The sequence below is a fragment of the Pararobbsia alpina genome, from assembly GCF_902859895.1.
Taxonomy (GTDB): Bacteria; Pseudomonadota; Gammaproteobacteria; order Burkholderiales; family Burkholderiaceae; genus Pararobbsia; species Pararobbsia alpina.
The window spans coordinates 49,143-60,353 of sequence record NZ_CADIKM010000030.1 but is presented as its reverse complement, the minus strand read 5'-3'; the positions used below and the strand labels follow the sequence as shown (position 1 = coordinate 60,353).

General features: G+C 64.1%; 8 protein-coding genes. 1 reads left to right on the top strand and 7 read right to left on the bottom strand.

Features of this window, described 5'->3' with window-relative positions; genetic code table 11:
• Nucleotides 1-321: 321 nt before the first annotated feature.
• Together HV670_RS22175 and HV670_RS22170 are read right to left on the bottom strand one after the other, a co-directional pair.
• Nucleotides 322-537 carry a DUF465 domain-containing protein gene (locus tag HV670_RS22175; RefSeq protein WP_175107116.1) on the bottom strand — a complete coding sequence of 72 codons (216 nt, stop codon included), beginning with the start codon at nucleotides 535-537 and terminating at the stop codon, nucleotides 322-324.
• 368 nt (nucleotides 538-905) lie between these two features.
• Nucleotides 906-1,877: a colicin transporter gene (locus HV670_RS22170; protein WP_175107114.1), complete on the bottom strand. Its 972-nt coding sequence runs from the start codon at nucleotides 1,875-1,877 to the stop codon at nucleotides 906-908.
• Between the two features lie 104 nt (nucleotides 1,878-1,981).
• On the opposite strand from HV670_RS22170, the gene HV670_RS22165 reads away from it, so the two are divergent.
• Nucleotides 1,982-4,342 (top strand): Tex family protein, encoded by a 2,361-nt coding sequence (locus HV670_RS22165; RefSeq protein WP_175107112.1) that lies wholly within the window; start codon nucleotides 1,982-1,984, stop codon nucleotides 4,340-4,342.
• A gap of 225 nt (nucleotides 4,343-4,567) precedes the next feature.
• Here HV670_RS22165 and HV670_RS22160 read toward each other — a convergent pair whose 3' ends face one another.
• The 5 genes from HV670_RS22160 to HV670_RS22140 all read right to left on the bottom strand — a co-directional run bounded on the left by HV670_RS22160 (nucleotide 4,568) and on the right by HV670_RS22140 (nucleotide 11,171).
• Complete coding sequence (locus HV670_RS22160) at nucleotides 4,568-5,887, bottom strand: MFS transporter (protein WP_175107110.1); 1,320 nt, start codon at nucleotides 5,885-5,887, stop codon at nucleotides 4,568-4,570.
• 19 nt (nucleotides 5,888-5,906) lie between these two features.
• Nucleotides 5,907-7,805 (bottom strand): potassium transporter Kup, encoded by a 1,899-nt coding sequence (locus HV670_RS22155; protein ID WP_175107108.1) that lies wholly within the window; start codon nucleotides 7,803-7,805, stop codon nucleotides 5,907-5,909.
• Nucleotides 7,806-7,931: 126 nt separating this feature from the next.
• Nucleotides 7,932-8,531 (bottom strand): phosphoribosyltransferase, encoded by a 600-nt coding sequence (locus tag HV670_RS22150; protein ID WP_175107105.1) that lies wholly within the window; start codon nucleotides 8,529-8,531, stop codon nucleotides 7,932-7,934.
• Between the two features lie 23 nt (nucleotides 8,532-8,554).
• Nucleotides 8,555-9,895, bottom strand: a complete 1,341-nt coding sequence (locus tag HV670_RS22145; RefSeq protein ID WP_175107103.1) for an adenylosuccinate synthase — start codon at nucleotides 9,893-9,895, stop codon at nucleotides 8,555-8,557.
• Nucleotides 9,896-10,022: 127 nt separating this feature from the next.
• Nucleotides 10,023-11,171 carry an ATP phosphoribosyltransferase regulatory subunit gene (locus HV670_RS22140; RefSeq protein ID WP_175107101.1) on the bottom strand — a complete coding sequence of 383 codons (1,149 nt, stop codon included), beginning with the start codon at nucleotides 11,169-11,171 and terminating at the stop codon, nucleotides 10,023-10,025.
• Between the last annotated feature and the right edge of the window lie 40 nt (nucleotides 11,172-11,211).

The following is an 11,211-nucleotide window of genomic DNA, read 5'->3' as shown; positions in this document are numbered from 1 at the left end:
TCGACCCCAGCCACCTTCCTGCCTTCCTGCCTTCCTGCCTTCCTGCCTTCCTGCTGGCCTGGCCGCTTACCTACTTGCCTACCTACCTTGCCCGCGGGCTTGGCCGCCTACCTACTTACCTTTCTTAACTTCCCGCCGACCTGCCTGGCCGCCTGGCTCCCTGCCCTGCTTCCCCAGCGGGCCAGCAGATCAGCAGATCAACCGGCCAATCGACCAGAATATCCAAGCAGCGGGCATACGAGCCCCTTGGTGCTTCCGTTTGAAGCCCCGTTCAGCGCCCCTTTTCCCCGGCGTCCGTTGCGCCGGCGAACCGCTCAGCCGCTATGCGTGGCCGTCGGGTTCGAGCTGCAATTTGAGCAGGATGATCGTGTCCTTGACCTTGAGCTTGCGCTTCTTGAGCCGCTGGAGCTCGAAATCGTTGACCCCCGGTATCTCCGCGAGCTTGCCAATCAATCCGTTCAGGCCATGATGCTCGGCCTCCAGTTCAGCGATACGTCCGCGCACTGCGCTGGCGTCGATCGTGGGAGTGACTTCCATGCTCGCCTCCGGTTAAAACCTGCCGCGAACCCGCGACACGTGCCGCCGCGGCCCCGCTGTCAAACTGATCAATCAGACTGTCACCCAGCATACCCACCTGCATGGCCTGGCTACGCACGCCGATGCGGCCTGCTGTCGACTCCTGCATCCGACGGACTGCGCCCCTGCGACGCAGCGCCCGGGTGTTGCTACCGTTGCTGCTACCGTTGCTATCGCTATTGCTATTGCAACTTCAACCGCAATCGCGACTGCTACCTGCTACCTGCTACCTGCTACCTGCTACCTGCTACCTGCTACCTGCTACCTGCTACCTGCTACCTGCATTCCAATTGTCGACGCTGCGGTTGCTGTTCTTGTCGCCGTTCCCGCTATTTCTGCGCACCTTGATTCTGCCGCTGCTGATCCTCTTGCTGCTGCTTCAGCAATCGTTGCTGTTGCTCCTGATCCTGCCGCTGCTGTTCGGCGGCCTTCTCGGCGGCCTGCTTCTGGCGCTGCTCGACGTCAGCCTTGTGCTGCGCGGCGGCGGTCTGTTTCTGCTGGTATTTCTGCTGGTTCAGTGTGCGCTGCTGTGCGTCCGCGGCAGCCTGATCATGAGTCTGCTGAAGCTGACGCTGGTAGTCGGCCTGCTTCCGTTCATAGGCTGCCGCGTTCGCCGCGCGCTGTTGCGCGTCGGCCACGCCTTGGGCACGTGCCGCATCCAGTTTGCGCTGCATTTCCGCATCCTGCTGGGCGTCGCTCGGCGCATTCGCCGCGCGCTGGGCCCCCTCGCTCGCGCGTGCCGCCTGGTCGAGCTCGTGCTGGCGCTGACGCTCCTCGTACTGTTTCTGGTTCGCCGCCTCGTTCGCGCTGCGCTGCGGTGCCTCGGCCTCATTCTGCGCCTGCTTGAGCGCAGCCTTCTGGTTGCGATCGGCCGCGCGCTGGGCTCGGACTTCGTCGTCGAGTGCGAGCTGCTGGGTGCGGATTACCCCACGCTCCTCGCGCATGGCGTCGCGCGCCTTTTCGAGACAATGGTTGACGAAGAAGGTGCTGTAGCAGTTGTGCTGCTCGACCGCATAACGGTAGTCGAGATCGGCCCCGAGCTCGTTGAGCCGTTTCTGGCGCGCGTCGTCGGTGTCGTCGCCGGGCGCCGGCGCGCCGTCCGCAGGCGCATCAGGCTGTGCAAGCACCTCGGGCGGTGCCTTTGCTTCGTCGGCGGCACGCGCGGGAGCAGCCGCACAACACAACCATGCGGCTGCGACGGCCACAGCAAGGGCGTGCATCAATCCGGATTGGGTAGAGGCAGAGGAGGCGGCGAGCGCGGCAGATGCACGGCCGGGCTTCGGAATCAGTCGATTGAACATGATGAAATTCTAGCATCGCGCGCGATGCCCGGCCCGAGCGATCCGGCTGGGCGTGCCGCTCGTTGTGGCACAATCCTCCGCTCCCGAGACTCGATGCCAGAACAATGTCGGAAAACGTCGCACTCAAGATCGTCCAGCGTATCGCCACCGAACTCGCGGTCCAGCCGCGACAGGTAGCCGCCACCGTCGAACTGCTCGACGAAGGCGCCACGGTGCCGTTTATCGCCCGCTACCGCAAGGAAGTGACCGGCGACCTAGACGATACGCAATTGCGAACGCTCGAAGAGCGCCTGATCTATTTGCGCGAACTCGAGGAACGCCGCGCGGCGATCCTCCAGAGCATTCACGAGCAGGGCAAGCTCACCGATGCACTGGCCGAGGCCATCGGCGCGGCGGACAGCAAGCAGTTGCTCGAAGACCTCTACCTGCCCTACAAGCAGAAGCGCCGCACACGTGCCCAGATCGCCCGCGAAGCCGGCCTCGAGCCACTTGCCCACGCCCTGCTCGCCGACCCCACGCTCGATCCCCAGACCGAAGCCGCAAAGTACGTCGACACCGACAAGGGCGTGGCCGACCTCAAGGCGGCACTCGACGGCGCCCGCGACATCCTCTCGGAGCAGTTTGGCGAAACCGCCGAACTGCTCGGCAAGCTTCGCGAATGGCTGTGGAGCGACGGCATCGTCACCTCCAAGGTCGTCGAAGGCAAGGAGCTCGAGGAAGGCGAAAAATTCCGCGACTACTACGACTACTCCGAAACGCTACGCACCGTGCCCTCGCACCGCGCGCTCGCGCTGTTCCGCGGCCGCAATGCGGGCATCATGGTGGTCAAGCTCGGCCTCGGCGAGGAGCTCGACGCCCAGGTCCCGCATCCGGGCGAACTGCGCATCGCCGGGCATTTCGGCATCCGCCAGCAGGGCCGCGCCGCTGACAAATGGCTCGGCGACGTGTGCCGCTGGTGCTGGCGCGTCAAGGTGCTGCCGCATCTCGAAAACGATCTGCTCACGCAGCTTCGCGAAACGGCCGAATCGGATGCGATCCATGTCTTCGCACGCAATCTCAAGGACCTGCTGCTGGCCGCTCCGGCCGGCCCGAAGGCCGTGATCGGCCTCGATCCAGGCCTGCGCACGGGCGTCAAGGTGGCGGTCGTCGACCGGACCGGCAAGGTCCTCGCGACCGATGCAATCTTCCCGCACGAGCCGCGCCGCGACTGGGACGGCTCGCTCGCGAAGCTCGCGCGCCTCGCCCAGGCGACGAAGGCCGAACTCATCAGCATCGGCAACGGCACGGCCTCGCGCGAGACCGACAAGCTCGCGAGCGAGCTGATCCAGAAGCATCCAGATCTGAAGCTCCAGAAGATCGTGGTGTCGGAAGCCGGCGCATCCGTGTATTCGGCTTCGGAACTCGCGGCAAAGGAATTCCCGGATCTCGACGTGACGCTGCGTGGTGCGGTGTCGATCGCGCGCCGGCTCCAGGACCCGCTCGCCGAACTCGTGAAGATCGAGCCCAAGGCCATCGGTGTCGGCCAGTATCAACACGATGTTAACCAGCGTGAGCTCGCGCGCTCACTCGATGCGGTCGTCGAGGATTGCGTGAACGCGGTCGGCGTCGATGTGAACACGGCATCGGTTGCGTTGCTCGCACGCGTGTCGGGGCTCAACGCGACGCTCGCGCGCAACATCGTCGAGTTTCGCGACGCGAACGGTGCATTCCCGAACCGCGAACAACTCAAGAAGGTGCCGCGCCTCGGCGACAAGACGTTCGAGCAGGCGGCGGGCTTCCTGCGCGTGAACGGCGGGGACAATCCGCTCGACCGCTCGGCGGTCCACCCCGAAGCCTATCCGGTCGTCGAACGGATCGTCGCGCGCGTCAAGAAGGATGTGGGTATGCTGATCGGCAATCGTGAAACGTTGAAAGGGCTCACGCCCTCCGATTTCGTCGACGAGCGCTTCGGCTTGCCCACGGTACGCGACATCCTGGCCGAACTCGAGAAGCCGGGCCGCGATCCGCGTCCGGAATTCAAGACGGCAACCTTCCGCGACGGGGTCGAAAAACTGTCCGACCTGTCGCCGGGTATGCTGCTCGAAGGCGTCGTCACCAATGTTGCGGCATTCGGCGCGTTTATCGATATAGGCGTCCATCAGGACGGCCTGGTCCACGTGTCGGCGATGTCGACCAAGTTCATCAAGGATCCGCACGAGGTCGTCAAGGCCGGACAGGTCGTGCAGGTCAAGGTGCTCGAAGTCGATGTCAAGCGCCAGCGAATCGCACTGACGATGCGTCTGGGCGACGAGCCCGGTGCGCCCGCTTCGGGTCCGCGCGGCAGCCGCGACGCCGCTGGTGGCGCCGGCAATGGAGCTGGCGGCAACTCGCGCGGCGGCGCCTCGCGGGGCGGAAACGCACCCCGACAGCGCGAAGTGGATACGCAGAGCGCCATGGCTGCGGCGTTTGCCAAGCTCAAGCGGTAGGCGGGCACTCAGGCAATCGATCAGGCCGGCAATCGCAGGCAAACACGAAATACCCGGAGCGCGAGGGCCGCTCCGGATCCGCAACAAAAAACCCCGCGTTTCGATGAACCGCCCCCCAACGGCTGGACACCTGTCCTGAGCGTGGGGTAGTTCAGAAAGCGCGGGGTTTTTATTTCGGCTTGTTTTTTAGCCTGTTTTCCGGCCGGTTCCGGCTAGCTTCCGGACCTACTTCCCTGCTTGCGTCATCAGGCTCGCGTCACGCGTCTCGCGCATCGACAAGACACCGAGCAGGCTGATGACGGCGGCCACCGAGACATACCCGCCGACCCAGCTAAGCCCGCCGCGGTTCGCAAGCAGCTGCGCGATATACGGGGCAATCGAGGCGCCGAGGATTCCGCCGAGGTTATAGGCAACCCCAGCGCCCGAGTAGCGGACATTGGTCGGAAACAGCTCCGGCAGCAACGCGCCCATCGGCGCGAAGGTCGCCCCCATCAGGAACAGTTCGATGATCAGGAACAGCGCGACCAGTTCGATCCGGCCGCTGCCGAGCAAAGGCAACATCGTGAAGCCGGACAGAATCGCCGCGAGACTGCTCGCCACGAGCACCGGCTTTCGTCCGAACCGGTCGCTCGCAAGTGCCGCGATCGGCGTCGCGATCGCCATGAAGACCACCGCGATGCACAGCAGCCCGAGAAAGCTTTGCCGGCTGAAATGAAGCGTTGCGACTCCATACGACAGCGAGAAGACGGTCGAAATATAGAACAGCGTGTAGCAGACCACCATCGCAAGCGAACCTTGCAGGACCGGCATCCAATGCTGGCGCAGCAGCACGGCAACCGGCATGCGAACCCGCTCATGGCGCTCGATGGCCGCTCGAAACGCGGGCGTCTCGGAAATCTTCAGGCGGACATAAAGCCCGAGCACCACGAGTACCGCACTGACGATGAAAGGTACGCGCCAGCCCCAACTCCTGAAGTCCGCATCCGACAAGCCGAGCGCAAGTCCGAAGAACAGTCCATTGGACAACAGGAAGCCGACTGACGGCCCGAGCTGCGGGAACATGCCGAACCAGCCGCGCCGGCCCTCGGGTGCGTTCTCGGTCGCGAGCAGCGCGGCCCCGCCCCACTCGCCGCCAAGACCGATCCCCTGGCCGAAGCGCAGCACGCACAGCAATACCGGGGCAAGACCGCCGATCGAAGCGTAACCGGGCAACACACCGATCAGGGTTGTCGAGACGCCCATCATCAGCAGCGAAGCGACGAGGGTCGCCTTGCGGCCGATACGGTCGCCGAAATGGCCGAACAGGAAAGCGCCGATCGGCCGGGCGATAAACGCGATGCCGAACGTGACAAAAGCGGACAAGGCCTGCGCGGCTGGCGAACTGTGCGGGAAGAACACCGGACCGATCACGAGCGCGGCGGCTGTCGCATAAACATAGAAATCGTAGAACTCGATCGCCGTGCCGATGAAGCTCGCAAAGATGATGCGGCCCCGGCTCGTGCCATCGACGCGCGCGGGCATCGCCGCCGGTGTCGACATGGACATGCTGTCTCCTCGCTAAATCTTAAATCTCGATCTTCGTGCCGAGTTCGACGACCCGGTTGGCTGGAATGCTGAAAAAGTCCGTCGGCTTCGCGGCGTTCTGGTGCATCCAAGCGAAGATCCGCTCGCGCCAGACCGACATGCCCGGCAGCTTGGTCGGCACCACGGTTTCACGCGCGAGGAAGAACGAGGTATCCATCAACTCGAACGAGATGTCGTGGCGATCCTCGATCATCCTCAGGACTGTCTGCACATCCGGTGTCTCGTTGAAGCCGAACGTCGCTTTCACCGCATAGACGCCGCCAGTCAGGTCGCGGGTCTCGAGACGGCTTGGCCCTTCGACATACGGGACGTCGAGCGTCTGGAAGTTCATGAAGATCGTCACCTCGTGCAGCACCTTGTTGTGCTTGAGGTTGTGCAGCAGGCTCACGGGGACGAGCGTGTCGCTGCCGGTCAGGTAGATCGCGGTGCCGGTGACACGGTGCGGCGGATGCGCAAGCAGGCTTTCGAGAAACGGCTCGAGCGGAATACCATCGGCCGCCGTACGGTCGCGCACGATATGCCGGCCCTTGGACCAGGTCATCAACAGGAAAAACAGGACCGCCCCGATCGTCAGCGGCAGCCAGCCGCCCTCGGCCACCTTGAGCAGGTTCGCGCCGAAGAACGCCAGATCGACCGTCAGGAAGGCAAGGATGATCGGCATCACGACCGCCCTGCGCCATTTCCAGACACCGCTCATCACATAGGCGACGAGCACGGTCGTGATGATCATCGTCGTCGTGACGGCGATCCCGTAGGCCGCGGCCAGATTGTCCGACGACCGGAAACCCATCACGACGCACAGGATGATGAACAGCAGCATCCAGTTGACCACCGGAATATAAATCTGCCCGATCGCCGCTGCCGAGGTATGCGTGATCTTCATGCGCGGCACATAGCCGAGCTGGATTGCCTGGGCCGTCAGCGAGAACGCGCCCGAGATCACGGCCTGCGAGGCGATCACGGTGGCGACCGTCGCGAGAATAACGAGCGGCAACAGCGCCCAATTGGGCGCCATCAGGTAGAACGGATTCTCGATCGCGTGCGGGTTATTGAGCAGCAGCGCGCCCTGCCCAAAGTAGTTGAGCACCAGCGAGGGCATGACGAGGCCGTACCAGGCCCAGCGGATCGGCTTCGCGCCGAAGTGGCCCATGTCGGCGTAGAGCGCTTCGGCCCCCGTCAGCACGAGAAACACCGAGCCCATCACCACGTAGGCCTGAAGCACGTGCATCGCCATGAACTCATAGGCGTAGTACGGATTGAGCGCGGCGATGATGCGCGGTTCCTGAACGATGTGGGAGGCCCCCATCACCGCGAGCACGAGAAACCAGAGCACCATGATCGGCCCGAACAGGCGGCCGACCGAATCGGTGCCGCGGCGCTGGATGTAGAACAAGCAGATCAGGATCACGATCGTGATCGGCACGACGTACGGGGTGAGACGCGGTGCCGCGATCTCGAGCCCCTCGACGGCCGACATCACCGAGATCGCCGGCGTGATCACCGCGTCGCCGTAGAACATGCACGCGCCGAACACGCCGAGCCCGATCAGCACGTGAGCGAGGGTCGAGGTCCGGTCGAAGGGCCGGATCGCCATCGCCATCAGCGCGAGCACCCCGCCCTCGCCGTTGTTGTCCGCGCGCATCACGAACATGACATATTTGAGCGACACCACCACGACGATCGCCCAGAACAATAGCGAGATCACCCCGAGGATCGAATTGGGACCGAGCGGCACGCCGTGCGCGGGGCTGAAGGCTTCCTTGAGCGCGTACAGCGGGCTCGTACCGATATCGCCGAAAACAACGCCGATGGCGGCCGCCATCAGCGGTGCCAGGGCCTGTTTGCGCACCGGGTAGTGCACGTCGATAGTGTGGCTCATGAAAACGCTGGGTCGGCCATTTAGATCGGGGTAGGCACGGAAACTCGCAGGCCGTGGCGTGCGGGCTCACGGTGCGCACTATTGTACTGCCCGCACTGCGGCCGCATACGCGGCCCGGGCTCAGGCTCAGGCTTCGCCCGAAACAACACCAGAAATTCCCGACACCGCAGACGCGCCGGCGACTGGGTTCGAACTGCCGCGCTTGAGCCAAGCAGACAGATTATGCGGGCGCAAGGTATCCCATTCCTCGAACGGCTGATGAATCCAGGGATTGGTCGGCAGGTGCTCGACGTAATAGTCGGGCGTGACCGATGAGCAGGCCTTGTACCAGAGCACGGCCGAGCGCACGGCCGTAATCGCCGGGTAACGCTCGCCCAGATGCTGTTGGACGCGCGCGAGCGTGACGCCCGAATCGACGAGATCGTCGACGAGCAGCACATTGCCATGGAGTTCGCCTCGCGTGATCGTGATGTACTGCGCGATATCGAGCTCGCCGCGCTCCGTGCCGGCCGCCTCGCGATACGAACTTGTCGCGAGGATCGCGAGCGGCAGGTCGAAGATCCGCGAGAGCTGGTCGCCCACGCGCAGGCCGCCACGCGCGAGGCACAGGATCTTGTCGAATTTCCACTTTGACTCGTGAACGGTCAGCGCAAGCTGTTCGACGAGCCGATGATAGTCTTCCCAGCTAACCCAGAGATTCTGATCGTCGTTCTTCGGCAAGGACATGGTCTGAATTCTCACGAAACGGGTCAGGACTTGAACGGATGCTGGCGCAGGATCGTCTCGTCGCGGTCGGGGCCCGTCGAAACCATGTCGACCGGCACACCCGCGACTTCCTCGACGCGCTCCAGGTACGCACGCGCATTCGCCGGCAGCTTGTCCCACTCGCTGACGCCGACCGTGCTTTCCTTCCATCCTTCAAACGTTTCGTAGACCGGCTCGCAGCGCGCGACCGACACCGCGCCCGACGGCAGGATGTCGACGTCCTTGCCCCCGACCTTGTAGCCGACGCAGAGCTTGACCTCGGCGAGTCCGTCGAGCACGTCGAGCTTGGTGATGCAAAGGCCCGAGATCCCATTGATCTGCAGCGAACGCTTGAGCGCGGCCGCATCGAGCCAGCCCGTGCGGCGCGGCCGGCCGGTCACCGAACCGAATTCCTTGCCGACCGTCGCGAGATTCAGGCCGACCGGGTCCTGGCGCTGCGGATTGTCGGCGTCGTAGAGTTCGCTCGGGAACGGGCCCGCGCCGACACGCGTGCAGTAGGCCTTCGTGATGCCCAGAATGTAGTGGAGCTGCTGCGGACCGACGCCCGCGCCCGCGGTGGCCGCACCGGCCACGCAATTGCTGCTCGTGACGAACGGATAGGTACCGTGATCGATATCGAGCAGAGTGCCCTGCGCACCTTCGAACAACAGGTTCTTGCCTGCGCGGTTTTCCGCGTAGAGCGTCGCCGATACGTCGCCGACCATCGGAGCGAGCTGCTCCGCATAGCCGAGCATCGCGTCGAGCGTCTGCTGGAAGTCGAGCGCTTCGGCGCCGAGATAGCCGGTCAACACGAAATTGTGGAAATCGAGGGTCTCGCGCAGGCGGTCGGCGAAGCACTTCGGATCGAACAGATCCTGCACGCGCAGACCGCGGCGGCCGATCTTGTCTTCATACGCGGGACCGATGCCGCGCCCGGTCGTGCCGATCTTGTCGGCGCCGCGGCGTCGCTCGCGCGCCTGGTCGATCGCAACGTGATACGGCAGGATCAGCGATGTCGCCTCGGAGATCAGCAAGCGGCTGCGTACGTCGACGCCCGCCGTCTCGAGTTCGCCGATTTCCTTGAACAGTGCCTCGGGCGACAGCACGACGCCATTGCCGATATAGCACTTCACGCCTTCGCGCATGATGCCCGAGGGGATCAGCCGGAGAATCGTCTTCTTGCCGCCGATGATCAGTGTGTGACCGGCATTGTGGCCACCCTGGAAACGGACCACGCCTTGTGCGTGATCGGTCAGCCAGTCGACGATCTTGCCCTTGCCTTCGTCACCCCACTGGGTACCGACGACAACAACGTTGCGCCCCTCTTTCACTGCGTTGCCAGACATGTTGTTCATTAAACGGGTTAAAAACGCATTTTACCTGTGTTGAAACATACTCCCGACATTTCCGAAGTCCTTTCAGATGCTCCGAGAAATGCGGGTCCTCAGTCTTGCCAAATCGACTCGGACGTGGCTAGCGTGCCTCGACCTGCCAGATACCATTGCGCTCGACGAGCACACGATCGAAATCGAATTCGTCAACCGTATGCTCGTGGCCCGGCAATGCTTGAATCACGACCTCGCCGGCGTTGCGCAGCGCCGCGACCTGCTCGCGCAAGGCGGCGTCGTGCGTCCACGGCGCGAGGATCGCACTGCTGCGCGCCTCGAGCGGCGAGATCCGCACGACTTCGCGCAGGTCCAGCGAAAAGCCCGTCGCCGCGCGTGCCCGGCCATAGAGTTCGCCGATATGGTCGTAGCGTCCGCCACGCGCGATCGCGTTCGGCACACCCTCGACATAGGCCGCGAACATCACGCCGCTGTGATACTGGTAGCCGCGCAGGTCGGCCAGATCGATCGCCACGTCGACGCCGCCGACCTGCGCGGCGAGAAACGCGAGTTCGTCGAGTGCGCGACCGATGGCCGGCGTAGCGGGCAGCAGCGCGCGTGCGCGCTCGATCACCGAGACGTCGCCATACAGCGTCGGCAGCGCGACCAGCGCTGCGCGCGTCGCGGCCGGCAGATCGGCGGCGAGCTCGCGCACGAGCGCGACGTCCTTGCCCGCGAGTGCGGCGAACAAGGGATATTCACGTTCTTCGGCATCCGGCAGGTCGGATAGCAGCGCGGCAAGCACGCCCGCGTGGCACAGATCGAGACGCACCTCGCTCAGGCCGATGAGCGCAAGCGTATCGACCATCAGTTGCTGGATTTCGACGTCCGCCTCGAGACCCGCATGACCATAGATCTCCGCACCGATCTGATAGGGCTCACGTGTGGCGTGCATGCCGCGCGGACGGGTTTGCAGCACACTGCCCGCATAGCAGAGCCGCGTGACACCCTCGCGATTCAGCAGATGCGCGTCGATGCGCGAAACCTGCGGTGTGATGTCGGCGCGCAGGCCCATCGAGCGACCCGACAGTTGGTCGACGAGCTTGAAGGTGCGCAGGTCGAGGTCCGAGCCCGAGCCGGTCAGCAGGGATTCGAGGTACTCGAGCAGCGGCGGCATCACGAGTTCATAGCCGTACGAGCGGAAGCGGTCGAGGACGCGGCGGCGCAGTTCCTCGAGCTTGCGCGCCTCGGACGGCAACACGTCGGCGATGTTTTCGGGCAGGAGCCAGGTGGACATCTGGGCAGTCATCTTAATCTTGGCGAAAGGTGGTCTACGG

Bases quoted from the DNA above. Each gene is read 5' to 3' on its own strand.
- HV670_RS22145 (WP_175107103.1), bottom strand. From the start codon at position 9,895: ATGTCTGGCAACGCAGTGAAAGAGGGGCGCAACGTTGTTGTCGTCGGT.
- HV670_RS22160 (WP_175107110.1), bottom strand. From the start codon at position 5,887: ATGTCCATGTCGACACCGGCGGCGATGCCCGCGCGCGTCGATGGCACG.
- HV670_RS22140 (WP_175107101.1), bottom strand. From the start codon at position 11,171: ATGTCCACCTGGCTCCTGCCCGAAAACATCGCCGACGTGTTGCCGTCC.
- HV670_RS22165 (WP_175107112.1), top strand. From the start codon at position 1,982: ATGTCGGAAAACGTCGCACTCAAGATCGTCCAGCGTATCGCCACCGAA.
- HV670_RS22170 (WP_175107114.1), bottom strand. From the start codon at position 1,877: ATGTTCAATCGACTGATTCCGAAGCCCGGCCGTGCATCTGCCGCGCTC.
- HV670_RS22175 (WP_175107116.1), bottom strand. From the start codon at position 537: ATGGAAGTCACTCCCACGATCGACGCCAGCGCAGTGCGCGGACGTATC.
- HV670_RS22155 (WP_175107108.1), bottom strand. From the start codon at position 7,805: ATGAGCCACACTATCGACGTGCACTACCCGGTGCGCAAACAGGCCCTG.
- HV670_RS22150 (WP_175107105.1), bottom strand. From the start codon at position 8,531: ATGTCCTTGCCGAAGAACGACGATCAGAATCTCTGGGTTAGCTGGGAA.